Origin of the sequence: Burkholderia sp. 22PA0099 (genome assembly GCF_047497165.1) — a bacterium.
Classification (GTDB): Bacteria; Pseudomonadota; Gammaproteobacteria; order Burkholderiales; family Burkholderiaceae; genus Burkholderia.
In genome coordinates this window covers 375,996-401,544 of sequence record NZ_CP163165.1, presented here as the reverse complement: position 1 = coordinate 401,544, position 25,549 = coordinate 375,996, and the positions used below count along the sequence as shown (strand labels likewise).

Sequence of the window (25,549 nt, the reverse complement as noted above, 5' to 3'; positions counted from 1 at the left end):
CGCGGCGCCGTTATATCGGATACCCAAAATTTCGCATTCCGATGCATTTTCGCCACGCGCAAACGTTACGACAGCGCTAGAATCCGACTTCATCCGAACGTGCCGCGTACCCGCCGGGGAATCACCGGGGCGCGTCGCCGGCCGCCTTGCGCGGCATGGCTTTCCATGGCGTCCGGATCGAAAAAACCAACAAGATAATCGGGGCCAGCGTTTCATGAACGACATCGCATCGACGCCAGGCATGCCTCCGCATGCGCCTGCCGTCCCTCCCGCTACGCACGCTGCTCACGCCACGGCCACGCCGGCCGATACCTGCCGAATTCGTTTTTCCGTCCAGCCGCGCCCGCACGATTCGCTGCGGCGCCCGCGTCATGAAGGCTTTCCGGGGCGCGGCACGCTGAGCTTCGAGGCGAACGGCGCCGGGCTGTCGCTCGACGGCCAATCCGGCGGGCTCTTCAACACCGCGCCGTTTCATCTCGCGATCCCGCGCGCGCAGATCTTCGACGCCAGCAGCGCCGGCAAGCGCGTGTTCTTCGATCTGCACACGCCGGACGGCGTGCTCAGCGTGGTGCTGCTGGCGGCCGACGCGGACAGCGCCGCATGGATCGCGGGCCGCCTGCCGATGCAGGTCACCTCGGCGTTCTCGACCGAGCTCGATGCCCATGCCCGCTACGCCGACCGGATGCACGCGCAGCCGGTCGCCTGGGCCACCTGGGGGCTGATCGCGCTCAACCTGTTGCTGTACGCGGCGATGGTGGCGAGCGGCGTCTCGCCGCTGAAGCCCGAGGTGCCGGCGATGATCGCGTGGGGCGCGAACTACGGCCCCGACACGCTCGACGGCGACTGGTGGCGGCTCTTGACCGGCGCGTTCGAACACTTCGGCGCGGTACATCTGGCCGTCAACATGCTGGTGCTGGCGCGCTTCGGCCCGCTCGCGGAGCGGCTCTACGGCAGCCAGCGCTTCGTCGCGCTCTATCTGTTCGCCGGGGTGTTCGCGAGCATGACGAGCGTGACGTGGGACGCGATGCAGTGCTCGGCCGGCGCGTCGGGCGCGATCCTCGGCGTGTTCGGCGCGGTGCTGGCCTATCTGTTGCGCCGTCGGCGCGAGCTGCCGGCGCTGGTGCACGACCATCAACGCGCGCTCGCGCTCGGCTTCGTCGCCTACTGCCTCTACAACGGCTTCACGCATCCGATGATCGACAACGCCGCGCATCTCGGCGGCCTGGTCGCCGGCTTCGCGGTGGGCCTGGCGCTCGCGCCGCCGCTGGACACCACCACGCGCGAGGCCACGGCCGGCGCGCAGGTGAGCCTGGCGGCCGGCGTCGGCGCACTGATGGCGATCGCGCTGGCCTACCCGCTCGCGCATCCGGGCCACGAGCGCGTGCTGGAGCTGCGCTTCGCGCGCGAATACATGGCGACGACGAACGCTTCGGCCGAGATCGGCACCGCGCTGGTGGCGCTGCAGCACGAGCCGATGGGCTCCGACGCGGAGCGCCTGGCCGTGTCGAACCGCGTGATGACCGACATCGTGCCGCGCTGGAACAACCTTTACGCGGCGCTGTCGAGCGTGCCGCTGCCGGACGGCTCGCCGTACCGCGCGCTGCGCGACACGAGCCTCGGCATGCTCGACAACGCGCGCCGGATGGCCAGCACCTACGCGCTGATGCTGGTGCGCTCGCCGCTCGAACGCGACGCGATGGTCGAGCCGTACCGCGCGCTGCTGCTCGATCAGCACGCGCGCCGCAAGGATCTGCTGACCGAGGAACTGGCGCTGCATCATCCGGGGCGCGGCGCGCAGCGCCCGGCGGCGCCGGCGGCGGGCAGCAGCGGGGCGGCGGTGCGGTCTTGAGGCGGCGAATTTGCAGCAGGAAAGGGAAGCAGCGGATGTGAAACGAGGGATATAAAGCGAGCGATGCGGCGGGGGAAGCGTAACGGTGCGTCTGCGCGAGCCGCCGCGCGGGTTGAACGGCCTTGAAGCCGCGCCATTCGCCCGGCAATACCCCCGGTTCGGCGGTTCGGCGGTTCGGCGGTTCGGCGGTTCGGCGGTTCGGCGGTTCGGCGGTTCGGCGGTTCGGCGGTTCGGCGGTTCGGCGGTTCGGCGGTTCGGCAGTTCGGCAGTTCGGCAGTTCAGCCCCTCACCGCTTCGGCTGCGGCAGCGCCGGAAACGCGCTGCCGTCGTCGGGCTGGCCGTCCTCGCGCGGCGCGGCGCGTTCGAGCGAATAGAGCCAGGCCAGCAGTTCCGCCACGGCCTGATACAGCGCGGGCGGAATCCGGTCGTCGAGATCGACCTGCATCAGCAGCGACACCATCTCGGGCGCCGTATGCACGTACAGCCCGGCCTCGCGCGCCCGCGCGACGATCATCTCCGCCACCAGCCCGTAGCCCTTGGCGACCACGCGCGGCGCGCTGTCGCCGCCGTTCGGGTCGTAGACGAGCGCGGCCGCGCCCTTGCGCCGGTCGGCGCTCACAGCCAGGCTCCGTCGTCGAGGAAGCCGAACTCGTCGATGTCATCGAAATCGCCGAGCGGACGGGACCCCGGCGCGGGTGCCGCGGGTGCGCCACGCGCGGCGGTGGCCTGCCCGTAGGCCGCCGCGGCGGCGCGCGACGCGAAGGTGTCGAACGCATCGGGCGCGCTGTCCACGGCGCGGATCGACAGGCCGCCCAGCTCCAGCCCCGAAACCAGCAGGCGCTGACGCAACTGGTCACCGTGGGCGTTGAGCCGTGCCGCGCCCTCGTTGGAGGCGCTCAAGCGCGCGACCACCTGCGAGCCGGTCAGCACCAGTTCGGCATCCACCGCGCCGAGCGACGGCAGCGACAGCACCAACCGCGTACGCCAGGCAAGCTGGCCATCGTCGCCCTGCGCGCCGCCGGCGTCGGGCTCGATGCTCCAGTCGAGCCGCGCGCCGGGCCATGCCTCGCCGGCCCACCGGAACTGGTCGGTGGCCAGCAGATCGAGCTGCTGGCGCACCAGCGGCAACGTGGCCGGGTGGACGGTGGCCATCGCCGCCGCGTTGTTGGCGTTGGTCGCGCCGGCATCGGCCGCGCCGGGCGGGTTCGAGAGCGCGTCGAGCAGGCGGTTCGCGCCGTTGTCGGCCGCCAGCGACGCGTAGGCCGACGCGCCGCTCGCACCGAACTGGCCGGCCGGCGCGCCGTGCGTGCCCTGGCCGGCGGCCGTGCCACCCGCCTGAGCCGGCGCGGAAGATGTGGAAGACGAGGATGCCGAGCCCGAGGACCCTGGCGGAGCACCGCCGCCCGGAGTCCGCGCGCCGGGATCGCGCGTCAATTGCTGCTGCGGCTCGCCGGCGAGATCGGCGACCGGGCGCTGGCCCGCCAGCCACTGGGCGAGATGGGATTCGTAGAACAGGCCGCTGTCGGACACCGCACGCGCCAACGCGGCGGCCAGCGCCGCCACGGCCGCGTTCGCCGCCGCCGAGGCAACGGGCGCGGCGTTGGCGGCGCCATCTGCGCCATTCGCGGCGTTGCCGGCACCCGCAGCATTACCCGCCCCTTGCGCGCCGGCATTGCCGGCGCCCGCCGTCGCGGCGCTCGATGCCGAGCCGGCGCCATTCCCCGCACCCGCCGAACCGGCCGCGGCCGCCCCCGCTCCAGCCTGCGCAGCCGCCCCGCCATCCGCCGCCGCCGGCATCAGCAGCGCCGCGATCTGCGGCCCGGTCAGCAGCGGCACGCTGCCGATCACGACCGGCGTGGCGTCGCCACCGAAACGGGAGATCGCGTCGAGCGTCAGCGCGACGTTCGACAGTGCGGTCTGGGCGGAGGGAGCGGGCGGCGTCGTGGCCGGCAACGGCAGCGGCGCGGGCGTCGCGGTGCCGGGCGCACCGGCCGGCACGCCGACCTGCGCGGCCGAAGCGGCAGGCGCGCCGGCCGACACGCCTTCGAGCAGGCTGTCGATCCGGCTGACAAGCATGGCAGCGGTAACGGCGTCGATCCCGGTCATCGTGAGCTTGCGCGCGGCATCACGCCGGCGTCGTGAGAGTGACGGCCGCCTGTCGCGTTCAGCGACGTGCCTGGTAGATATCCTTGAGCACCCGCGTCGAGCGGCCGCCGTCGAACAGCGCCGACAGCCGGGCCACTTCGGGGCTCGCCAGATCGCGAATCGCCGCGTCGTCGGCCAGGATGCGGCGGATCAGCGTGTACTTGTGGCCGCGTTCGGCCTGATCGAGCAGCACCCCTTCCTCGGCGACCCGGAGGCCGTCGACGAGCACCTGATACTCGCTCTGCAGCCCATTGACCGCCGTCCAGTCGGCACCGCGGGCGGCCGTCAGCATCTGGCCGGATACATCCGCGATAGCCTCATAGAGGGCGAGGTAGGCTGCCTTGCGATTCATCGTGCGATTTCCGGCTGGGCTTGGGATGCCATCATGCGTGCGACTTCCGGAGCGATGCCGCTCCAGGCTTCCTCCAGCGTGGCGAGCAACCCGTCGACCTCGACGAGCATCGCATCGCTGGCCTTCACGTTCGCCTCGAGCAGGCGGCGCACGATGTAGGCGTAAAGGGCGTCGAGCCGGCCGGCGATCTCGCCGCCGGCCTCGACGTTCAACGAGGCCTGCAGGCCGTTCTCGACGATCCGCATGGCCTTGCCGATCGCGTCGCCGCGCGCGCCGACGTTGCCGGCGCTCAGGTGCAGGCGTGCATGGGCGATCGCCTTGCGGGCGCCCTCGTAGAGCATGGCGATCAGGCGATGCGGAGACGCGCCCATCACCCCTGTCTCGACGCCGACGCGCGCGTAGGCGTTGGCTCCAGCGTGTCCTGGGGAAAACATGACGGCCCTCCTGTTGGTGCGATCGTGACGGGTTACGCGACGCCCGTCGAAACGGCACGTGTAACGCAGAGTAATAACGGCGTTATCGGTAAGGGCGAGGAAAGCTTTAGAGCGCGGGCCGTATCGGACGCAAAAAGAGGGGCGTTCAGACCGACATCTGCATGATGTCGTTGTAGGCGCTGACCAGCTTGTTACGGACCTGAAGCCCGAACTGGAAGCCGATGTTGGCCTTTTGCGCGTCCACCACCACGTCGTTCAGCGACACGTTCGGGGCGCCGAGTTCGAACGCCTTGGCCTCGTTGGCCGAGGTGGCCTGCGCGTCGCTGATCTTGTCCAGCGAGGATTTCAGCGCGCTCGCGAAGCTGCTGGCCGTGGCCGCGCCGTTGCTGGCGCCAGTGGCTGCCGCACTGGCGCTGCCGGTGGCCTGGGCGGCCATCGCCTGCATTTGTTGGAGCGCCGAAGCGATTCCGTTGACGGGCGCAGTCATGAAGTCTCCGCAGAAAGAGTCGGGGTGACGGACCGGCGCCGGGCCGGCAGGCTGGCACGCCCGATCCGGCCCCGGTGGTTCGCGACGGCCGCCCCGAGGGGGCAGCAAAACGGCGCGATGCCGGATTGCGAGCAAGGATAGCAAGCGCCCCCGGCGGCAAAGCCGGTGAAGTACGGGTAAAACTCGGTTCTTTTCGGCCGATGGGGGGTGGGCGCGAGCCGGAATAATCGCATCGTGTCATTGTCCGTCCGCTCGGCCGAGCGGCAGCCGCTGTGGAGAACCCCGAAGCATGGATTCGCAGGCCAATTCGCTGATCAACCCCGACGCGCGCACCGCCGTCGCCGGCACGTCGCCCAACGCGGCGATGCCCGGTGGCGCGCTGCCGGGCGCTGGCGCAGGCGCTGCCGACTTCGGTCTGGGCGGCTTTGCCGAGCGCCTGTCCGGCTTCTCGGGCCTGTCGCGGATGCGCACCAATCCCAAGCTGCCGTTCGTGATCATCACGGCGCTCGTGATCGCCGCCATCGTCGCGCTGGTGCTGTGGAGCCGCGCCCCGGATTACAAGGTGCTGTACAGCAACCTGTCCGATCGCGACGGCGGCGCCATCATTACTGCACTGCAGCAATCCAATACTCCGTATCAATTCACCGATGGCGGCGGCGCGATCCTGGTGCCGTCCAATCTGGTGCATGAAACGCGCCTGAAGCTGGCCGCGATGGGCCTGCCCAAGGGCGGCTCGGTCGGTTTCGAGCTGATGGACAACCAGAAGTTCGGCATCAGCCAGTTCGCCGAGCAGGTCAATTACCAGCGCGCGCTCGAAGGCGAGCTCGAACGCACCATCGCATCGATCAACGCCGTGCGCGGCGCGCGCGTGCATCTGGCGATCCCGAAGCCGTCGGTATTCGTGCGCGACCGCGAGGCGCCGAGCGCCTCGGTGTTCGTCGATCTGTACCCGGGCCGCGTGCTCGACGACGGCCAGGTGCTCGCGATCACCCGCATGGTGGCCTCGGGCGTGCCCGACATGCCGGCCAAGAACGTCACGATCGTCGACCAGGACGGCAACCTGCTGACCCAGCAGTCGTCGGCCTCGGGCCTCGACGCCAACCAGCTCAAGTACGTGCAGCAGGTCGAGCGCAATACCGAGAAACGCATCGACACGATCCTCGCGCCGATGTTCGGCGCCGGCAACACGCGCGCCCAGGTCAGCGCCGACATCGATTTCTCGCACACCGAGCAAACCTCGGAAAGCTACAGCCCGAACGGCGCGCAGCAGCAGGCCGCGATCCGCAGCCAGCAGACCTCCAGCTCGACCGAGATGTCGCAAAGCGGCGCGGGCGGGGTGCCGGGCGCGCTGTCGAACACGCCGCCGCAGCCGGCCTCGGCCCCGATCACGGGCGCCAGCGGCGCGGCCGGCACGCCGCCGACGCCGGTCAGCGACCACAAGGATTCGACCACCAACTACGAACTCGACAAGACCGTGCGTCACGTCGAGCAGGCCACGGGCGGCGTCAAGCGCCTGTCGGTGGCGGTGGTGGTCAACAACCTGCCGGTGGCCGACGCGAAGGGTCACGTCACCATGCAGCCGCTGACGGCCGACAAGCTCGCGCAGGTCCAGCAGCTCGTGAAGGACGCGATGGGCTTCGACGCCAAGCGCGGCGACTCGGTCAACGTGGTCAACAGCCAGTTCACCGAAATCGCCGATCCGCTGGCCAACGTGCCGTGGTGGCGCACGCCGGACATGATCGCGATGGCCAAGGACATCGCCAAGTGGCTGGGCATCGCCGCCGCCGCCGCCGCGCTGTACTTCATGTTCGTGCGCCCGGCGATGCGCCGGGCGTTCCCCCCGCCCGAACCGGCCGCCGTTCCTGGCCTGGCCGCACTGGGCGGCCCCGACGAGCCCGCGCTCGACGGCCTGCCGGCGCTCGAATCGAACGCCGCCGGCGGCGCCTCGGACGATCCGGCCCTCCTCCCGTTCGAGGCGGACAAGCACCGCTACGAACGCAATCTCGAATACGCACGCTCGATCGCCAAGCAGGATCCGAAGATCGTCGCGGCCGTCGTGAAAAACTGGGTGAGCGATGAGCGCTGAAGGCCTGATGAAAAGCGCGCTGCTGCTGATGTCGATCGGCGAGGAAGAAGCGGCGCAGGTGTTCAAGTTCCTGGGCCCGCGCGAGGTCCAGAAGATCGGCGTGACCATGGCCACGCTGAAGAACGTCACGCGCGAGCAGCTCGACGAGGTGCTCAAGGAGTTCGTGGGCGAGGCCGAGAAGCATTCGGCGCTGTCGCTCGACTCCGGCGACTACATCCGCTCGGTGCTGACCAAGGCGCTCGGCGAGGACCGCGCCGGCGTGATCATCGACCGAATCCTGCAGGGCAGCGACACCAGCGGGATCGAGGGCCTCAAGTGGATGGACTCGGGCGCGGTGGCCGAGCTGATCAAGAACGAGCACCCGCAGATCATCGCGACCATCCTCGTCCACCTCGACCGCGACCAGGCCTCCGAAATCGCCTCGTGCTTCACCGAGCGGCTGCGTAACGACGTGCTGCTGCGGATCGCCACGCTCGACGGCATCCAGCCGGCCGCGCTGCGCGAACTCGACGAGGTGCTGACCGGCCTGCTGTCGGGCAGCGACAACCTCAAGCGCAGCCCGATGGGCGGCATCCGCACGGCGGCCGAAATCCTGAACTTCATGACGAGCACGCACGAGGAATCGGTGATCGAGAACGTCAAGTCCTACGACCCGGACCTGGCGCAGAAGATCATCGACGAGATGTTCGTGTTCGAGAACCTGCTCGACCTGGAAGATCGCGCGATCCAGCTGATCCTCAAGGAAGTCGAGTCGGAAACGCTGATCATCGCGCTGAAGGGCGCGCAACCGCCGCTGCGCCAGAAGTTCCTGGCCAACATGTCGCAACGCGCGGCCGAACTGCTCGCCGAGGATCTCGACGCGCGCGGCCCGGTGCGCGTGTCGGAAGTGGAGCAGCAGCAGCGCAAGATCCTGACGATCGTCCGCACGCTGGCCGAGAACGGCCAGGTGGTGCTGGGCGGCAAGGCGGAAGACGCGTATGTCTGAGCGCGCGCACAGCAGCGCCGCCACCCTCACCGCCTATCAGCGGTGGGAGATGGCTTCGTTCGACCCGAAGCCGCCCCCGCCGCCCGAGGACAACAGCGAAGCCGCCGCCGCCGCGCTGGCCGCCGAACTGCAGCGCGTGCGCGACGCCGCGCATGCCGAGGGCATGGCGAGCGGCCAGGCCGAAGGCCACGCGCTCGGCTATCACGCCGGCCAGGAAGCCGGCTACGCGGCCGGCATCGAGGCGGGCCGTACCGAAATGCATATTGCCGCTGAGCATTTCGCGGCGCTCGCGCGCTCGTTCGACGAGGCGCTGCAAGGTGCGCGCGACGCGCTGGCCGACGATCTCGCGCAACTGGCGCTCGATCTTGCCCAGCAGGTGCTGCGTCAGCACGTCCAGCTCGATCCGAGCACCGTGCTGGCCGCCGCGCGCGAGGCGCTGGCCGCCGAGCCGGCGCTGACCGGCGCACCGCAACTGATCGTCGGCACCGCCGATCTGCCGGTGGTCGAAGCCTATCTGCAGGAAGAACTCGACACGCGCGGCTGGACCGTGCGCGTCGATCCGACCATCGAGCGCGGCGGCTGCCGCGCGCAGGCCGCCTCGGGCGAGATCGACGCGACCCTGCCGACGCGCTGGGAGCGCGTGGCCGCCGCGCTCGGTCATTCGAGCGAGTGGTAAGCCCATCATGACCCGCGCCGCCGACACCGCCCCGAAAGCTTCCGCCGCCGCCCAGGCCGCGGCCGCTGCTGCATCGGCGGCTGCTGCTGCGGCGCTGGCGGCCAATCCGCACGTCGCGCACTGGCGCGGCAAGCTCGACGCGATGCGCGAACTCGGCGCACGCGCGCTGCCGCTGCGCCCGAGCGGGCGCCTGACGCGCGCGGCCGGCCTGGTGCTCGAAGCGACCGGGCTGCGGCTGTCGGTGGGCGCCGAATGCATCATCGAATTGCCGGCCGGCAGCACGCTGCCGGTGGCCGAAGCCGAAGTGGTGGGCTTCTCCGGCGACCGGCTGTTCCTGATGCCGACCACCGCCGTGGCCGGCGTGCTGCCCGGCGCGCGCGTCTGGCCGCTGGAGCGCGCGCCGATCGCCGATCCGCTGGCCGGCGCGAAACGCCTGCCGGTGGGCTGGCAGATGCTCGGCCGCGTGGTGGACGCCTCGGGCCGTCCGCTCGATCGGCTCGGCCCGCTCGGCGCGGACATCGACGCGCCGCTGTCGGCCCCCACCATCAACCCGCTCGAACGCGAGCCGATCCACCATGTGCTCGACGTCGGCGTGCGCGCGATCAACGCGCTGCTGACGGTGGGCCGCGGCCAGCGCATGGGCCTGTTCGCCGGCTCCGGCGTCGGCAAATCGGTGCTGCTCGGCACCATGGCGCGCTACACCAGCGCCGAGGTGATCGTGATCGGCCTGATCGGCGAGCGTGGCCGGGAAGTGAAGGAATTCATCGAGCAGATCCTCGGCGAGGACGGCCTCGCCCGCTCGGTGGTGGTGGCCGCGCCGGCCGACGTCTCGCCGCTCCTGCGGATGCAGGGCGCGGCCTACGCCACCTCGCTGGCGGAATACTTCCGCGACCAGGGCAAGCACGTGCTGCTGCTGATGGATTCGCTCACGCGCTACGCGATGGCGCAGCGCGAGATCGCGCTGGCGATCGGCGAACCGCCTGCCACCAAGGGCTACCCGCCGTCGGTGTTCGCCAAGCTGCCGGCGCTGGTCGAGCGCACCGGCAACGGCCCCGAGGGCGGCGGCTCGATCACCGCGTTCTACACGGTGCTGACCGAGGGCGACGACCAGCAGGACCCGATCGCCGATTCGGCGCGCGCGATTCTCGACGGCCACATCGTGCTGTCGCGCCAGTTGGCCGAGGCCGGCCACTATCCGGCGATCGACATCGAGCAATCGATCAGCCGCGCGATGACCGCGCTGATCGACGAGCACCACCTCGACCGCGTGCGCCGTTTCAAGCAGATGCTGTCGCGCTACCAGCGCAACCGCGACCTGATCGCGGTGGGCGCCTACGCGCCGGGCCGTGACGCCCACCTCGATCGCGCGATCGCACTGTATCCGCGCATCGAATCGTTTCTTCAGCAGGGCTTTCGCGAATGCGCGCCGTTCGACGCGTGCATGGACGCGCTCGATGCCCTGTTCCCCGCCGAAGGAGGCTGACGATGGCTGCAAGCTTTCCGCTGCAAATCCTGCTGGACCGTGCCCAGGAAGAACTCGACAACGCCGCCAAGCAGCTCGGCCAGGCGCAACGCGACCGCAGCTCGGCGCAGGAGCAGCTCGATGCACTGATGCGCTATCGCGACGAATACCACGCGCGCTTCGCCGAGGAGGCCAAGTCCGGCATGGCCGCCGGCAAGATGCGCAATTTCCAGTCGTTCATCGACACGCTCGACGCGGCGATCGGCCAGCAGCGCCGGATCGTCGGCGCCGCCGACGCGCGCCTCGATGTGGCCCGCCCGGCGTGGCAGGACCGCAAGCGCACGGTCGGTTCGTATGAAATCCTGCAGGCCCGCGGCGTCAAGCAGGAGGAGCACCGTGCCGCGAAACGCGAGCAGCGCGACGCCGACGAGCACGCGGCGAAGATGCTGCGCATGCGCGCCGACGCCGCGCACGCTTCCGAATAATTCGACCGAGACACCGCCATGCCCGCTCTTTCCCTGACCGCATCGCTGCTCGACGCCGCCAGCGCCGTGACCCAGAGCACGCGCAGCAACGACGCCGCCAGCCAGGCTTCGACGCCGTTCTCGCAGACGCTGCAGCACAGCGTGGCGAGCCAGCAGCAACAGCAGCCGAAGCCGGCCGCCAGCAGCACCGCGAACGCGGCAGCCAATGCCGCGGCGGCGGCGCAGGCTCAGGCGTCCAACACGGGCAGCACCGACACCGGCGTCGGCGGCGTGCATGGCCATCGCGGCCATCACGGCAAATCGGATCAGAGCAACGGCTCGGACGACACCCAGGACGCGTCGCAAGCCGCGACGACGCCGGCCGATGCCGCCGCGCTCGCCGCCGCCGCCGCGATCCAGGCGCAGTTGCAGGCGCGCCAGGACGGCACCACCGGCAATGGCAGCAGCGCCGACGCGAGCGCCGCGGCCACCGCCGCCGCCAACGCACTGGCCGCCAATGCCGCCAGCGCGGCCACGGCCAGCGCCACCGACGCAAAGGCGGCAGCCGCCGCGCAACTGGCCGCCGGCACCAACGCCACGGCCAATGCCACCGCCGCCACCGGCAACGGCATCGCCGACGCGCTGCACGCGGCGCTCGATCGCCTGACCAACGGCGGCGCGGCCGCCGCCGCGATCCCGGCCGCCCACGACGCCAACGCGGGCAACGGCGCCACCGGCAACAATGCCGGCGCGCAACTCGGCAACGGCAACGCGAGTGCCGCGATCGCCCACGCCGCCACCGACCGCAACCCGACCACCGCCGTCTCACCGTCCGAATTCGCGGCCGCCGCGAACGCCTCGAACACGGCCGGCAGCGCGACCACCGGCACGCATACCGACGCCATGCTCGCGCAGGCCGACACCAGCGCCTCGCAATCGGCGCTGGCCGCCGCCGCAGCGCAGCAGGCCTCGCCGCTGTCGCAGACGAGCACCGCCACCACGGCCGGCGCGAGCGCCACCGAAGCGAGCCTCGCCGCACGCGTCGGCACGCAGGACTGGACCGACCAATTGAGCCAGAAGGTGGTGTTCCTCTCGAGCGCGCATCAGCAAAGCGCCTCGCTGACGCTGAACCCGCCCGATCTCGGCCCGCTCCAGGTGGTGTTGAGCGTCGCCGAGAATCATGCGCACGCGCTGTTCGTGTCGCAGCATCCGCAAGTGCGCGAGGCCGTCGAGGCCGCGCTGCCGAAACTGCGTGAAGCGATGGAATCGAACGGCCTGAGCCTGGGCAGCGCGAACGTCAGCGATGGCGGCGCCGGATTCGCGCAGCAGGACGCGCAACAGCAATCCTCGGGCGGAAGCGCAACGCGACGCGGCGGCGCGGTATACGGCGCGTCGGGCTCGGGCGCCGACGCCCTGGCCGGCGTTGCCGCGAGCACGTCGAGCGCCGCGACGCAGCAGCGCGTCGGGATGGTCGATACGTTCGCGTAAGCGCCTCCGTTCAGTTGCCGGCCGCGACGGCCGACGGCCTGGCGCGGATCGTCTCGGGCGCCGCGCCGCCCCGGCGGGCCGCCGCGATGAATTCCGCGGCGCGCTCGCCGATCATCACCGACGGCGCATTGGTATTGCCGCCGATCAGCGTCGGCATCACCGACGCATCCACCACCCGCAAGCCCTCCACGCCCCGCACCCGCAATTGCGGATCGACCACCGCGCGCGCATCGCTGCCCATCCGGCAGGTGCCGACCGGGTGGTAGATGGTGTCCGCGTGCGCGACGATCGTGGCGCGCAGCGTTGCATCGTCGTCCGAAGGATCGGTATACAGCTCCCGACCGCCCTGCGAGGCCAGCGGCTCGGCGGCGAGAATCCGCCGCATCGCCTTCGCGCCCGTCAGCAGCAGGTCGAGATCGCGTGCATCGCTGAAAAAGCGCGGGTCGATGCGCGGCGCATCGCGCGCGTCGCCGCTCGCCAGCGCCACCGTGCCGCGGCTTTTCGGGCGCAGCGCGCAGACATGCAGCGAATAGCCGAAGCCCCAGTGCATGTGGCGGTTGTGATCGTCGACCAGCGCGGTGCAGAAATGCAGTTGCAGGTCGGGCCGGTCCAGCCCCGGCTCGCTCTTGAGGAAGCCGCCCGCCTCGGCCACGTTGCTCGACATCATGCCGTCGCCCTTGCGCAGCCAGCGCAGCACTTGCGGCGTCATCTTCGCGATGCCGCGCACGCACACCCCCACCAGCTCCGACGAATTCACGCGCTTGTTGATGATGAAATCGATGTGGTCGATCAGGTTCTGGCCGACCTCGGGCGCATCGTGCACCACCTCGATGCCAAGGCGGCGCAGTTCGTCGGCGGGGCCGATGCCCGAGCACATCAGCAATTGCGGCGAATTGAACGCGCCGGCCGAGACGATCACCTCGGCGCGCGCGCCCAGCGTTTCGACCTTGCCGCCGCGCGCGAGCGTCACGCCGGTCGCGCGCTTGCCGTCGAAGCCGATGCGCAGCACCGTGGCGCCGGTCAGGATCGACAGGTTCGCGCGCGGCCGATCGTACAGATAGGCGCGCGCCACGCTGCAGCGCGCGCCGTCGCGATGCGTGACCTGATAGAAGCCCACGCCTTCCTGCTCGGGGCCGTTGAAATCGTCGTTGAGCGGATAGCCGGCCGCGTGCGCCGCATCGATGAATCGTTGTGCGAACGGATTCTTGAAGCGCAGGTCGGACACCGTCAACGGGCCGTCGCCGCCATGCCAGGCGTTGGTGCCGCGCTGGTTGCCCTCGGCGCGGCGGAAGTACGGCAGCACGTCGTTCCAGCCCCAGCCGGTGCAGCCCAGCTCCGCCCATTCGTCGTAATCGAGCGGATGGCCGCGCGTGTAGATCATCGCGTTGATCGCGCTCGATCCGCCGAGGCCGCGCCCGCGCGGCTGGTAGCCACGCCGGCCGCCGAGGCCCGGCTGCGGCTCGGTTTCGTAGCCGTAGTTGGTGCCGATCTTGAACGGCACCAGCGCGGCGATGCCCACCGGCATGTTGACGAGCAGGTTGCGCTGATTGCTGCCGCCCGCTTCGATCAGCGCGATGGTCGCGTCGGGGCAGGCGTCGGCCAGGCGCGCGGCGAGGCTCGCGCCGCCCGAACCGCCACCGACGATGAGATAGTCGTACTGCATGTCATGTCTCCTTCATGTCATGGACAGCGACCGGCTTCGGGTCGTTTTTCGCTTGTAATGTCCGCGCATTGTAGGAACGCGGCGCGCGGCGCGGCGCATCGAATCAAGAGCGATTCCTCTAAACGCCGGCCGCGTCCCGCCTTAAGATGGCCGGATTCGCCTCGCGCGACGGAGCGCGGTTCGATGCAGCCGCCTCCCGCGAAATGGGAGACACAGGAATGGATCAGCAGGTTCTGACGGCCACGCATCGAGTCACGAATCAGGCGCCGCCGCTCGCCGATTACAACGCGTTTGAAACCGACGCCGCGCTCGCGGCCGCCGTCCAACGGCACGGCGCGGGCTGGCATCGAACGGCGCTCGCGCAACACGGCGCCACGCTCACCACGCCCGACACGCTCGCACTCGCCGAACTCGCCAATCGCCACACGCCTGAACTCGCCACGCACGACGCACGCGGCGAACGCATCGACGCGCTCGAATTCCATCCAAGCTGGCACCAATTGTTGGGACTGCTACGCGCCGAGGGTGCGCATGCGCTGCCGTTCGCCGAACCGCGCACGGGGGCGATGGCCGCGCGCTGCGCCAGCTATTTCCTGCATGCGCAGCTCGAATCCGGCTCGCTGTGCCCGCTGACCATGACGTTCGCGAGCATCCCCGTGCTGCAAAAGGAACCGGCCCTGTTCGACACGCTGCGCGACAAGCTCTACACGCGCGAGCACGACCCGCGCGACGTGCCGCTCGCGCACAAGCGCTCGATGATGATCGGCATGGGCATGACCGAGAAGCAGGGCGGCTCCGACGTGCGCAGCAACGAGACGCGCGCCTGGCCGCTCGGCGCGGGCGGGCGCGGCGAGCCGTATCGGCTGGTCGGTCACAAGTGGTTCTTTTCCGCGCCACAATGCGACGCGCACCTGGTGCTCGCGCGCACCGGCGAACACGCCGGCATCTCGTGCTTCTACGTGCCCCGTTTCGCGCCCGACGGCCGCAAGAACGCCGTGCAGGTGCAGCGCCTGAAGGACAAGCTCGGCAACCGCTCGAACGCGAGCAGCGAAGTGGAATTCCTCGATGCCTACGGCGTGATGATCGGCGAGGAAGGCCGCGGCGTGCCGACCATCATCGAGATGGCGAACCTCACCCGGCTCGATTGCGTGATCGGCAGCGCCGCGCTGATGCGCGCCGCGCTCGTGCAGGCGATCCACCATGCGCGCCATCGCAGCGCGTTCGGCAAGCGCCTCGCCGAGCAGCCGTTGATGCGCAACGTGCTGGCCGATCTCGCGATCGAATCGGAAGCGGCCAGCACGCTGTTCATGCAGCTTGCCGATGCGGTCGAGCACGACGACGGCCAATCGGCGGAGGCGCGCGGCTGGCGTCGCATCGTCACGCCGGCCGCGAAGTTCTGGGTCTGCAAGCGCGCGCTCGAATTCACCGGCGAGGCGATGGAGGTGTGGGGCGGCAACGGTTATGTCGAAACCGGCCCGATGGCGCGCTTTTATCGCGAGGCGCCCGTCAACTCGATCTGGGAAGGCTCGGGCAACGTGATGTGCCTCGATGTGCTGCGCGCGATCGAACGCGAGCCCGACGCGGCCGCCGCGCTGATCAGCGCCTGGCGCGCCGATCTGGCCGCGCATCCCGATGCGCTGCGCGCCCTCGACGAACTGACGCGCGCGTTCGCGCTGCCGCCCGACGAACGCGAAGCATCCGCGCGCCGCATCGCGCAGCGCATCGCGCTGATCGCCCAGGCCGCGCTGCTGCACCGCCATGCACCCGAGGCCGTGGCCGATGCGTTCGAGGCCACACGCTTCGGCGCGGCGAGCCACGAATCGGGGCGCGTCTACGGCACGCTGCCCGCCCGTTTCGACCACGCCGCGCTGATCGAGCGCGCGTTCCCGGCCTGAGGTTCGGCCGCCATCCCGCCAGCCAAGAACAGGAGGAGACGATGAAGAACGACCTGCCCGGCCTCGCCACGCTCGACGCGTTGCTGCACGACCAGCGCGCCGCCTATCTGCGCGCGCCGTATCCGTCGTGGGACGCGCGCGCGGGGCATTTGCGCGCGCTGCGCACGATGCTGATCGACCACGCCGACGCGCTGGCCGAGGCGATCAACGCCGATTTCGGCCACCGCGCCAAGCAGGAAGTGCTGCTCTCCGAAATCTGGATGGCGAAGGAAGAACTCGACGAGGCGCTGCGCCACGGCAAGCGCTGGATGCGCGCGCGCCGCAAGCCGATGAACAAGTGGCTGATGCCGGCGCGCGCCACGGTGATCCCGCAGCCGCTCGGCGTGATCGGCATCGTGGTGCCGTGGAATTACCCGGTGCTGCTCGCGGCCGGGCCGTTGATCTGCGCGCTCGCGGCCGGCAACCGCGCAATCGTGAAGATGTCCGAACTGACGCCGCGCACCTCCGAATTGTTCGAAGTCCTGATTTCGAAGACGTTCTCGCGCGATCACGTGGCCGTGGTCAACGGCGATGCGGAGATCGGCGCGGCGTTCAGCCGGCTGCCGTTCGATCATCTGCTGTTTACCGGCTCCACGCAGGTCGGCCGCCATGTGATGCGCGCCGCTGCCGATCACCTGACGCCGGTCACGCTCGAACTGGGCGGCAAGTCGCCAGCCATCGTCGGGCCGAGCGCACGCTTCGACAATGCCGTCGATGCGATCGTCGCCGGCAAGACGTTGAACGCGGGCCAGACCTGCATCGCGCCCGACTACGTGCTGGTGCCGCGCGGCAAGGAGGAAGCATTCATCGCGCGGGCCCGCGCCCGCGTCGCGAAGCTGTATCCGGATTTCACCCGCAACGCCGATTACACCTCGATCATCTCCGAGCGGCATTTCGCGCGGCTCGACCGGCTCGCCACCGAGGCGCAGGCCGCCGGCGCGACGCTGCACCCGCTGACCGATGCGAGCGCCGATCCGGCCATGCGCCGCTTCGCGCCGATCGCGATCACCGGCACGCCCGATGCGTCGCCGCTGATGCAGGAGGAGATTTTCGGGCCGCTGCTGCCGATCGTGCCGTACGACACGCTCGATCAGGCGATCGCCTATATCAACGCGCGGCCGCGGCCGCTGGCGCTGTATCTGTTCGAGGAATCGCGCGCGAGCATCGAGCGCGTCATGCAACACACGATCTCGGGCGGCGTGTCGATCAACGAGACGCTGATGCATATCGCCTGCGGCACGCTGCCGTTCGGCGGCGTGGGCGCGAGCGGGATGGGCGCGTATCACGGCTACGACGGCTTCGTGACGTTCTCGAAGATGAAGCCGGTGCTGACGCAATCGCGCCTGAACGCGCGCAACCTGCTCTCGCCGCCCTATGGCAAACGCTTCGCAGGGCTGATCAAGTTGATGTTGAGGTTCTGAGCGGGGGTATTCAGATGTGGTGGACAGGACCGTTGCATGCGCAACGGCCTGCCCTGGCACTCGGAATCAGACGGGCCAGAGCGGCCCTTCCTGCATCGCGCCGATCTGCTCGCGCAGTTCGAGCACGCGCTCTTCCCAGTAGCGATGCGTGTTGAACCACGGGAACGCGGCGGGGAACGCCGGATCGTCCCAGCGCCGCGCGATCCATGCCGAATAGTGGATCAGCCGCAGCGTGCGCAGCGCCTCGACCAGATGCAGTTCGCGCGGATCGAATTCGCAGAAATCCTCATAGCCGGCCAGCAGGTCGGCCAGCGCCGCCGATGCGCCGGCGCGATCACCGGGCAGCAGCAGCCAGAGATCCTGGATCGCGGGCGCCATGCGGCTGTCGTCGAAATCGACGAAGTGCGGGCCGGCATCGGTCCACAGCACGTTGCTCGGATGGCAATCGCCGTGCGCGCGCAGCAGGCGCACGTCGCCGGCCCGCTCGAACGCGGCCTCGACGCCTTCGAGCGCCAGCGACACCACCGTTTCGTAGGCCGCGCGCAACTCGGCGGGAATCATGTCCTGCGCGAGCAGGTAATCGCGCGGCTCGTAGCCGAAGCTGCGGATATCGAGCGTGGGCCGCTCGCGATACGACTCGGTCGCGCCCACCGCATGAATCCGGCCGATGAAGCGGCCGAGCCATTCGAGCGTGTCGCGCCGGTCGAGTTCGGGCGCGCGCCCGCCGCGACGGTCGAACACCGAGAAACGAAAACCCTCGAACGCGTGCAGCGTGTGGCCGTCGAGCGTGCGCGCCGGCACGGCCGGAATTTCGCGCGCGGCCAGTTCGGCCACGAACGCGTGTTCTTCGAGAATCGCCGCGTCGGACCAGCGTTGCGGCCGGTAGAACTTCGCGACGATCGGCGGGCTGTCTTCGATGCCGACCTGATAGACGCGGTTCTCGTAGCTGTTGAGGGCGAGCAGGCGGCCGTCGGTGCGCAGGCCGGCGGGCATCAGCACGCTGTCGAGCGCATCGAGCACGCGCTCGGGCGTGAGGCCCGTAAAAGGAAGGCCGGCGCTGGCGCCGGCCGGGGTGGGTTCGATGGAGTCGTCGTGCATGCCGGCATTGTGCCCCGCGCGGCAGCGCTTGACGAGATCTCAGTGAATCGCCGCGCCCGCGGGCAACACCGATTCGCCGGTATCGATCAGGTCCTCGAGAAAGAAGGGTTCGGTGTTCAGTTCCTTCGAATCGCCCGGCACGCCCGCGTACCAGGTCACCATCGCCATGTCTCCGAGAAGGCGCTGGACGATGCCACGTGCCCCCTTCGGAACGGCGATATGCGTAGTGCAGACAATCGAACCGACATGCATGATGTTTCCCCGCTTCTAAAACCGGCCGGTGTGCCGGCCGCGAATACTGGAATGCGCCGCCCAAGGGCGAAAACACGACTCCGTTGTCAATCGATTCGCACTTCGATGGAATTGCGTCGATGCCCAATCACGTCACGGCGCTTGCCGCGATCCGGCCGCGGCGCCCCGAAACGCGGGGCTTGACCGGCCGCACCGGAAAACAGACCGGCGTGCATCATCATAACCCGACTATCGTGACGGTCAGCAGAACACAAAAACATGCCTATTGCGTGACGTTGTTTGCAACACGAACGCCGCTGCATGCACGCGCAACCGCTTCTCGTGGGGGCGCAATCGCGGCAACCGGCGTATCGTTGCGGTTTGTTCGTTGTCTGGAGAATCAGCGTGACCGCTTCGCCCGGGTCGCCGGAGCCGGCCGCCAGCCGCTCCGCGCAGGCCGCCCCGCCCCCTTCCGTGCCGCCCTATCTCGAGCGCGGCACGCGCGGCTACTGGCACGCGAGCATCGCGCTGCTGTTCGCCGGCTACACCACCTTCTCGCTGCTCTACTACGTGCAGCCGCTGCTGCCCGAGTTCTCGACGACGTTCGACGTCAGCCCCGCGCAGAGCAGCCTCTCGCTGTCGTTCGCAACGGCCGCGCTCGCGCTGGCGATTTTCGTGGCGGGCTTCGTGTCCGAGGGCTTGAGCCGACACCGGCTCATGACGCTGTCGCTGACGCTCTCCTCGCTGCTGACTTTGGCCGCCGCGTTCGTGCCGCATTGGCATCAACTGCTGGTGCTGCGCGCGCTGACGGGCCTCGCGCTCGGCGGCGTGCCGGCGGTGGCAATGGCCTATCTCGCCGAGGAAGTGCATCCCGACGGCCTCGGGCTGGCGATGGGCTTGTACGTGGGCGGCACCGCGATCGGCGGAATGGCCGGGCGCGTGATCACCGGCGTGCTGGCCGAGCTGTTCGGCTGGCGCATCGCGGTGGCCGGCATCGGCGTGCTCGGCCTTGCCTCGATGCTCGCGTTCCGCGCGCTGCTGCCGCCGTCGCGGCACTTCACGCCGCGCCGCGGGCTGGGCCTCGCGCATCATCGCAGCGCGCTCGCGCGGCACCTGACGGGCCGCCGCGAGTTGCCCGCGCTGTTCCTGATGGCGTTCGTGCTGATGGGCAGCTTCGTCACGCTCTACAACTACATCGGCTACCGGCTGCTGGCGCCGCCGTATTCGATGAATCAGGCCACCATCGGCGCGATCTTCATCGTGTATCTGGTGGGGGTGTTCGCGTCGCCGTGGTCGGGGCGCATGGCCGATTCGGTCGGGCGCGGGCGCGTGCTGATCGGCAGCATCGTGATGATGGCGCTAGGCGTCGCGCTCACGTTGCTCGCGCCGGTGGCGGCCATCGCGGCCGGCATCGCCTGCGTCACGTTCGGCTTCTTCGCGGGCCATTCGGTGGCGAGCGGCTGGGTCGGACGGCTCGCCAAGGAAGGCAAGGGGCAGGCCGCCGCGCTGTATCTGCTGTCGTACTACATCGGCTCCAGCGTGATGGGCTCGCTCGGCGGGCATGCCTGGAGCGGCTCGGGCTGGGCCGGCGTGACCACGCTGGTGGGCGCGCTGCTGGCGCTCGGCCTGCTTGCCTCGATCTGGCTGCGCACGCGCGAACGCGCCGGGGCGGCCTGATCGGGTTGCGCGGCCAGCGGTGCGCAACGCCGCCCGCCGGCACGCGCCACGCTTGCGGCGCACCGCGCGCTGCGCTAACGTAGCGATTCGTCCGATTTACTACGGTTTCCGAAACATGCGGCCTCACGCGCCCGTCCACGTCATCGATTGCCTGCCGCCTCTGGCGCGGCGGCTCGTGCGTGCGCAAGCCGCGCCCCCTCCCCCTGTCGATCCGCCGCGCCTCGGCGCGCCCCCGCCGCTTCGCGCGGCCCGGCGCGGCTGACCCGCGCCGGCACGTTTCACTCACCGGTTCCGCCCGTTTCCCACGCTCGCGCTTCGCGCGGCGCAGGCACGCGCGCGACCGTCGCCGACTCCGATCGACACGGGATCTCCCATGCGTTTTCTGCAACGCGCGTTCGTCGCGCACTTCACCACTTCTTCGTTCGTCCTGCTCTGGAGCAGCGGCGCCATCTTCGCCGAACTCGGCGTGCGCCATGCCTCGGCGCTGGCCTTCCTGATCGCGCGTTTCGCAGTGGCCTCGCTCGCGCTGGCGGCCATCGCCGGCCGACGCGGCCGATGGTTGCCGCCGCGCGGCGGGCGCCGCATCACGGCCCTGATCGGCACGCTGATGGGCGGCTATTCGATCACGTACCTGTTCGCGCTCCGGCACGGCATCACGCCCGGCATGCTGGCCACGCTGCTCGGCGCGCAGCCGATCCTGACGCTGGCGCTGGTGGAGCGGCGCTGGTCCGCGCCGCGCCTGGCCGGCCTGCTGCTCGCGCTGACCGGGCTGGCGCTGGTGGTCTGGCACGGCCTCGACGGCGGCGGCGTCTCGCTGGCCGGCGTGGCGATCGCGCTGGCGGCGCTCGTCACGATCACCGCCGGCGCGCTGCTGCAAAAGCACAGCGGCGTCGCGCCCGCCGACGGCCTGGCGATGCAGAACGCCGTGGGCCTCGCGATGAGCCTCGCCTGCGTGCCGTTCGCGCCGGCCGGCGCGCTCGCATTCGAGGCCGGCTGGCCGTTCGTCGTCGCAGTGTTGTGGCTCGGCATCGTGATCTCGGTGGCCGGGCAGATGCTGTTCTACCGGTTGATGCGCGACGGCGACGCCGTCAACGTGACGAGCCTGTTCTACCTCGTGCCGGTGGTCACCACGCTGATGGATGCGATCGGTTTCGGCAACCTGCCGGGCCGGCTCGAAATCGCCGGAATGGCCGCGATCCTGGCCGGCCTGGTGCTGGTGTTCCGCCATGCGCCCGATCGAGCGATGCCGAACAAGAAAGCCATCGGTAATATTTCGGAAAGCGAACGATAGGGCGGCGCGCGTACCTGTGCGCCGGGAAGTCTTTCCCCGAATCGGTAACAATCTGGAATGCGAAATGTGAGTTTTCCTTGCCTATACTCGAATCAACCGCCCGCATCACGATGAGCGGATTCGATCGAGGAGGGAGACAATCATGGGCTACTTCACCGTAGGCGATTTCATTCTTCTGATTCCGATGGCGCTTGCCGGCGCACTGTTCCTTGGCGCGGTTCCCTGCGGCACGCATCACGTCCGGCACAACCTGCTGCGCGTGATTGGCGCGATGCTCGGCGTGGGCGTCGCGTTGCTGCTGGTGGAAGGCTTGCCCGCGCTGATCTAGCGCGGCAGCGGCTCATCGCGCATGCACGGCGCGCGGCCCTGGCGGCGCGCGCCGTGGCTTTCCCGCTTCGCTCTCGCGGCCGTCACGCCGGGCCGGACATGGACGTGCGCATCCCGGTGCCGCTACACTGCGGCGTCCTGACGATGCGTTCCTGCGAGGAAATCCATGACCCGAGCGATCTCGGTTGCCTTGATTGTCGGCGGCCTCGTGCTGCTGTATTTCGGCGGCCAGTCCTTCCATTCGTTCAACGACAGCCTGTCGCGCCTGTTCACCGGCTCGCCGGCCACCAAGACGATCCTGCTCGTCGCAGGCGGCGCCGTGGCGACGCTGGCCGGGCTGATCGGCCTGGCGATGCCGGGCGGCAGACGCTGAACGCGCCGCCCCACCCAGCGCCGCGCCATGAAAAAAAGCAGCCGATTCGGGCTGCTTTTTTTATCGATGCGCGACACGCGCGCTGCACGTCACCTCACAGCCTGACGTCCGGCTTCGACGCCGAGCGCGACCCGGCCACCGGCCGGTTGCTCTCGCCGTGATAGGTGTAGACGAGCGAGAACTTCACGCGATCGCTGCGGTTCTGCCCGGCCGAATGCAGCGTATTGCAGTGGAAGAACACCACGTCGCCCGGTTGCAGTTCGGGGCACACGGCGCGGTCGATCATGGCCCGGTTGGCCGGCAGGTCGCCACGGAAGAACTTCGCGTCGTCGAACGCCTCGGCGCCGAACGTGGCCGTATGCGAGCCGGGCACGAGCCAGAGCGCGCCGTTCTCGTTGGTTTCGGCGCCCACCGCGAGCCAGACCGACACCAGATCGGCCCGCTCGAACGCCCAATAACGAAAATCGCGATGCCAGCCGGTCAGGCTGCCGTACATCGGATGCTTGGTCATCATGCAGTTGTGATGCACGCGCGAGAGCAGTGCCGTCTCGCCGAAATACGCCTGCATCCAGGCGGCGATCTCGGGCGCGGTGGCACGCTCGGCGAACGCCGGCGAACGGCCATGCGCGTCGAGCAGACGGCGCACCGTCTTGCCGCCCGGCGCATCCTTCGATTCGGGCGCGCCCGGATAACGCAGGTCGGCCTCGAATTCGAGCGGCTCGGCCGCCTCGTGCAACTCGCGCTCGGCCTCGGCCTTCAGCGCCGCGCAGGTTTCCGGCGCGACCAGCCCGCGGGCGATCACGTAACCGTGCTCGCGCAATGCTGCGATCTGCGCGCGAATCATCTCGGACTGCTGTGAGGACATGGTCGACTCGGTGTCGTTTTGATGAATCGATGATTGTATGACGGCGCACGATTCGGCGGAACCCGGGCCCGGGCAACGCCCGGCCCTTTTTCACGGGTGCCTCGGAACTGTCGTGCCGCCCGCACGGACTAACCCCGCGAACGGCATCGGACCTGCACGACTTCCTGGCATCACGGAGCGCCGGTAGCCTGTCGCGGCCTGTCATTTCGACTGGCGCGGTCTTTTTTGGCATCCGCTACCATGCAGCGGCAGGTCGCCAGGGGCCACTTTTACTCAGGCGTCGGAATCCGGCCACCCGAAGCGGTCAGCGATCCGGCCCTTTACGAGCCAAGTCACATCGTCATGTCTTTCAGCCTCACCTCCCGTCTGACCCGCGCCGCCAAGCGTCTTGCGCCGCTCGAGCCGCGCCGGATCGTCCGCACGCTGCGCCACCATCAGGCGCGCACGCGTGCCCTGGCCAGCCGCGCGGTCACGCCGTCCGCGCCGCGCCTCGGCAGCGGCCTGCGCACGTGGCTGCACAACTTCCTGGCCGCGATGCGCGCCCACGCCAAGACGCGCCGCCTCGGCCTGCCGGCGCTGCTGCGCAAGCCATCGTCGCTGCGCCTGCTGACGCTGCGCCGCGCGAACGGGCCGCGCCGCCGCGTCAACCGCCCGCGTCGCCTGCTGGCCAGCGCAGGCTGGTTCGCGTTCGGCGCGCGCTGAAGCGAAGTCGCCCGCCGGCTTGAGGCGGGTACGCGGGGCCTTCGGCGGCATGCTCGGCTGCGGTAGCCTGGTCGGCCGCTTCAGCGTCTGCCATCCGCATCGACACGCCAGCGCTCAGGCGGCCCGAATCGAGCGTATCGCGCGATCCGGCCATGCTTCGGTAAAGCCTCCCGCCGCGCCGACGACACGCAGCCCATCCCCGCAGCAACAAAAAACCCCGGCCTGGACCGGGGTTTTCTTTGCGCGCCGAAGCGCGCGGCCAGCGTGGCGCGGCTTACGCCGTTTGCGCCACGGCCGGCTCGACGCCGGCTGCCTCGGCGAGGATCAGCGCCTTGTCGGTCGCTTCCCACGTGAATTCCGGCTCCGAGCGGCCGAAGTGGCCGTAGGCGGCCGTCTTTTCGTAGATCGGACGCAGCAGGTCGAGCATCTGCACGATGCCCTTCGGACGCAGGTCGAAATGCTCGCGCACGAGCTTCGTGATGACGTCGTCGGACACCTTGCCCGTGCCGAACGTGTTGACCATCACCGAGGTCGGCTCGGCCACGCCGATTGCGTACGACACCTGGATCAGCGCGCGCGAGGCCAGGCCCGCGGCAACGATGTTCTTGGCGACGTAACGGCCCGCGTAGGCGGCCGAACGGTCGACCTTCGACGGATCCTTGCCCGAGAACGCGCCGCCACCGTGCGGGGCTGCGCCGCCGTAGGTATCGACGATGATCTTGCGGCCGGTCAGGCCGCAATCGCCTTGCGGGCCACCGATCACGAAACGGCCGGTGGGGTTCACGAGGAACTTGATGTCGCCCTTGATCAGCTCGGCCGGCAGCGTCGGCTTGATGATCTCCTCGATCACGGCTTCGCGCAGTTGCGGCAGGTCGATGTCCGGCGAATGCTGGGTGGACAGCACCACGGTGTCGATCGCATGCGGCTTGCCGTCGACGTAGCGGACGGTGACCTGCGACTTCGCGTCGGGACGCAGCCACGGCAGGCGGCCGTCGCGGCGCAGGTTGGCCTGGCGCTCGACCAGACGGTGCGACAGGTAGATCGGCAGCGGCATCAGTTCCGGCGTTTCGTCGCACGCATAACCGAACATCAGGCCCTGGTCGCCCGCGCCCTGATCGAGGTTGTTGTCGTGTGCGCGATCGACGCCTTGCGCGATGTCCGGCGATTGCTTGTCGTAGGCGACCAGCACCGCGCAGCCCTTGTAGTCGATGCCGAAATCGGTGTTGTCGTAGCCGATGCGACGGATGGTGTCGCGCGCGATCTGGATGTAGTCGATGTTGGCGGTGGTGGTGATTTCACCCGCCAGCACGACGAGACCGGTATTGCACAGCGTTTCGGCGGCCACGCGCGAGTATTTATCCTGCGTGAGGATCGCGTCGAGGATAGCGTCGGAAATTTGATCGGCGACCTTGTCCGGATGACCTTCGGATACGGATTCGGACGTGAAGAAGAAGTCGTTTGCCACTTGAGTCAGCTCCTGTGTGGTTACGGTTGCATTCACGTAGCCAGCTTCGGAAGCGATTGAAGCGGCGACGCTTT

Annotated in this window: 24 protein-coding genes; 14 read left to right on the top strand and 10 right to left on the bottom strand. The window is 69.5% G+C overall.

Translation table 11 applies throughout. The annotated features are described in order from the left end of the window. Positions 1-214 precede the first annotated feature (214 nt). Entirely contained in the window at positions 215-1,849 is a 1,635-nt protein-coding gene (locus AB4851_RS17005; RefSeq protein WP_414450769.1) for a rhomboid family intramembrane serine protease, read from the top strand. Positions 1,850-2,135: 286 nt separating this feature from the next. On the opposite strand, the gene AB4851_RS17000 is transcribed toward AB4851_RS17005, so the two are convergent. The 5 genes from AB4851_RS17000 to fliE form a co-directional block, all read right to left on the bottom strand. After that, positions 2,136-2,468 carry an EscU/YscU/HrcU family type III secretion system export apparatus switch protein gene (locus AB4851_RS17000; RefSeq protein WP_414443373.1) on the bottom strand — a complete coding sequence of 111 codons (333 nt, stop codon included), beginning with the start codon at positions 2,466-2,468 and terminating at the stop codon, positions 2,136-2,138. Further along, the gene (locus tag AB4851_RS16995) at positions 2,465-3,955 is read right to left on the bottom strand and encodes a flagellar hook-length control protein FliK (RefSeq protein ID WP_414450768.1); all 1,491 of its coding nucleotides are present in this window, start codon (positions 3,953-3,955) and stop codon (positions 2,465-2,467) included. The genes AB4851_RS17000 and AB4851_RS16995 overlap by 4 nt, the downstream gene beginning before the upstream one ends. A gap of 58 nt (positions 3,956-4,013) precedes the next feature. Next, complete coding sequence (locus AB4851_RS16990) at positions 4,014-4,346, bottom strand: flagellar protein FliT (protein WP_414450767.1); 333 nt, start codon at positions 4,344-4,346, stop codon at positions 4,014-4,016. Continuing rightward, complete coding sequence (gene fliS, locus AB4851_RS16985) at positions 4,343-4,780, bottom strand: flagellar export chaperone FliS (protein WP_414443376.1); 438 nt, start codon at positions 4,778-4,780, stop codon at positions 4,343-4,345. The genes AB4851_RS16990 and fliS overlap by 4 nt, the downstream gene beginning before the upstream one ends. Before the next feature lie 145 nt (positions 4,781-4,925). Next, on the bottom strand, positions 4,926-5,267 hold the full coding sequence (gene fliE / locus AB4851_RS16980) for a flagellar hook-basal body complex protein FliE (protein ID WP_414450766.1): 342 nt from the start codon (positions 5,265-5,267) through the stop codon (positions 4,926-4,928). Positions 5,268-5,556: 289 nt separating this feature from the next. Between fliE and fliF the strand changes: the two genes are divergently transcribed. From fliF to AB4851_RS16950, 6 genes are read left to right on the top strand one after another with little or no spacing between them, the layout of a single operon-like run. Next, positions 5,557-7,353: a flagellar basal-body MS-ring/collar protein FliF gene (fliF, locus tag AB4851_RS16975; RefSeq protein ID WP_414450765.1), complete on the top strand. Its 1,797-nt coding sequence runs from the start codon at positions 5,557-5,559 to the stop codon at positions 7,351-7,353. Then, entirely contained in the window at positions 7,343-8,338 is a 996-nt protein-coding gene (fliG, locus tag AB4851_RS16970; RefSeq protein WP_414443379.1) for a flagellar motor switch protein FliG, read from the top strand. Before fliF ends, fliG begins: the two co-directional genes overlap by 11 nt. Next, complete coding sequence (gene fliH / locus AB4851_RS16965) at positions 8,331-9,014, top strand: flagellar assembly protein FliH (protein ID WP_414450764.1); 684 nt, start codon at positions 8,331-8,333, stop codon at positions 9,012-9,014. Before fliG ends, fliH begins: the two co-directional genes overlap by 8 nt. Before the next feature lie 7 nt (positions 9,015-9,021). Continuing rightward, positions 9,022-10,497 (top strand): flagellar protein export ATPase FliI, encoded by a 1,476-nt coding sequence (fliI, locus tag AB4851_RS16960; RefSeq protein WP_414450763.1) that lies wholly within the window; start codon positions 9,022-9,024, stop codon positions 10,495-10,497. Positions 10,498-10,499: 2 nt separating this feature from the next. After that, positions 10,500-10,961, top strand: coding sequence for a flagellar export protein FliJ (gene fliJ, locus AB4851_RS16955; protein WP_414450762.1), 462 nt, complete (start codon positions 10,500-10,502; stop codon positions 10,959-10,961). Positions 10,962-10,979: 18 nt separating this feature from the next. After that, positions 10,980-12,428, top strand: coding sequence for a flagellar hook-length control protein FliK (locus AB4851_RS16950; RefSeq protein WP_414450761.1), 1,449 nt, complete (start codon positions 10,980-10,982; stop codon positions 12,426-12,428). A gap of 10 nt (positions 12,429-12,438) precedes the next feature. On the opposite strand, the gene AB4851_RS16945 is transcribed toward AB4851_RS16950, so the two are convergent. Next, a complete protein-coding gene (locus AB4851_RS16945) occupies positions 12,439-14,091 on the bottom strand; it encodes a GMC family oxidoreductase (RefSeq protein WP_414450760.1) in 1,653 nt (550 codons plus the stop codon). 218 nt (positions 14,092-14,309) lie between these two features. On the opposite strand from AB4851_RS16945, the gene AB4851_RS16940 reads away from it, so the two are divergent. Further along, positions 14,310-15,986: an isovaleryl-CoA dehydrogenase gene (locus tag AB4851_RS16940; RefSeq protein WP_414450759.1), complete on the top strand. Its 1,677-nt coding sequence runs from the start codon at positions 14,310-14,312 to the stop codon at positions 15,984-15,986. A 41-nt stretch (positions 15,987-16,027) separates the two neighbouring features. Further along, complete coding sequence (locus tag AB4851_RS16935; protein WP_414450758.1) at positions 16,028-17,446, top strand: coniferyl aldehyde dehydrogenase; 1,419 nt, start codon at positions 16,028-16,030, stop codon at positions 17,444-17,446. 66 nt (positions 17,447-17,512) lie between these two features. Here the strand turns inward: AB4851_RS16935 and AB4851_RS16930 are convergent, their stop codons facing one another. Both AB4851_RS16930 and AB4851_RS16925 read right to left on the bottom strand, forming a co-directional pair. Continuing rightward, positions 17,513-18,544: a serine/threonine protein kinase gene (locus AB4851_RS16930; protein WP_414450757.1), complete on the bottom strand. Its 1,032-nt coding sequence runs from the start codon at positions 18,542-18,544 to the stop codon at positions 17,513-17,515. A gap of 39 nt (positions 18,545-18,583) precedes the next feature. Next, positions 18,584-18,796, bottom strand: a complete 213-nt coding sequence (locus tag AB4851_RS16925) for a hypothetical protein (RefSeq protein WP_414443388.1) — start codon at positions 18,794-18,796, stop codon at positions 18,584-18,586. A gap of 384 nt (positions 18,797-19,180) precedes the next feature. On the opposite strand from AB4851_RS16925, the gene AB4851_RS16920 reads away from it, so the two are divergent. The 4 genes from AB4851_RS16920 to AB4851_RS16905 all read left to right on the top strand — a co-directional run bounded on the left by AB4851_RS16920 (position 19,181) and on the right by AB4851_RS16905 (position 22,443). Continuing rightward, complete coding sequence (locus AB4851_RS16920) at positions 19,181-20,452, top strand: MFS transporter (RefSeq protein ID WP_414450756.1); 1,272 nt, start codon at positions 19,181-19,183, stop codon at positions 20,450-20,452. Positions 20,453-20,825: 373 nt separating this feature from the next. Further along, the gene (locus tag AB4851_RS16915) at positions 20,826-21,743 is read left to right on the top strand and encodes a DMT family transporter (RefSeq protein ID WP_414450755.1); all 918 of its coding nucleotides are present in this window, start codon (positions 20,826-20,828) and stop codon (positions 21,741-21,743) included. A gap of 139 nt (positions 21,744-21,882) precedes the next feature. After that, on the top strand, positions 21,883-22,071 hold the full coding sequence (locus AB4851_RS16910) for a hypothetical protein (RefSeq protein WP_414445672.1): 189 nt from the start codon (positions 21,883-21,885) through the stop codon (positions 22,069-22,071). Between the two features lie 165 nt (positions 22,072-22,236). After that, a complete protein-coding gene (locus AB4851_RS16905) occupies positions 22,237-22,443 on the top strand; it encodes a DUF3185 family protein (protein ID WP_414450754.1) in 207 nt (68 codons plus the stop codon). Between the two features lie 94 nt (positions 22,444-22,537). Here AB4851_RS16905 and AB4851_RS16900 read toward each other — a convergent pair whose 3' ends face one another. After that, on the bottom strand, positions 22,538-23,308 hold the full coding sequence (locus tag AB4851_RS16900; protein ID WP_414450753.1) for a phytanoyl-CoA dioxygenase family protein: 771 nt from the start codon (positions 23,306-23,308) through the stop codon (positions 22,538-22,540). A gap of 342 nt (positions 23,309-23,650) precedes the next feature. On the opposite strand from AB4851_RS16900, the gene AB4851_RS16895 reads away from it, so the two are divergent. Further along, positions 23,651-24,010 (top strand): hypothetical protein, encoded by a 360-nt coding sequence (locus tag AB4851_RS16895; RefSeq protein ID WP_414450752.1) that lies wholly within the window; start codon positions 23,651-23,653, stop codon positions 24,008-24,010. Between the two features lie 274 nt (positions 24,011-24,284). On the opposite strand, the gene metK is transcribed toward AB4851_RS16895, so the two are convergent. Further along, a complete protein-coding gene (gene metK, locus AB4851_RS16890) occupies positions 24,285-25,475 on the bottom strand; it encodes a methionine adenosyltransferase (protein WP_414450751.1) in 1,191 nt (396 codons plus the stop codon). Between the last annotated feature and the right edge of the window lie 74 nt (positions 25,476-25,549).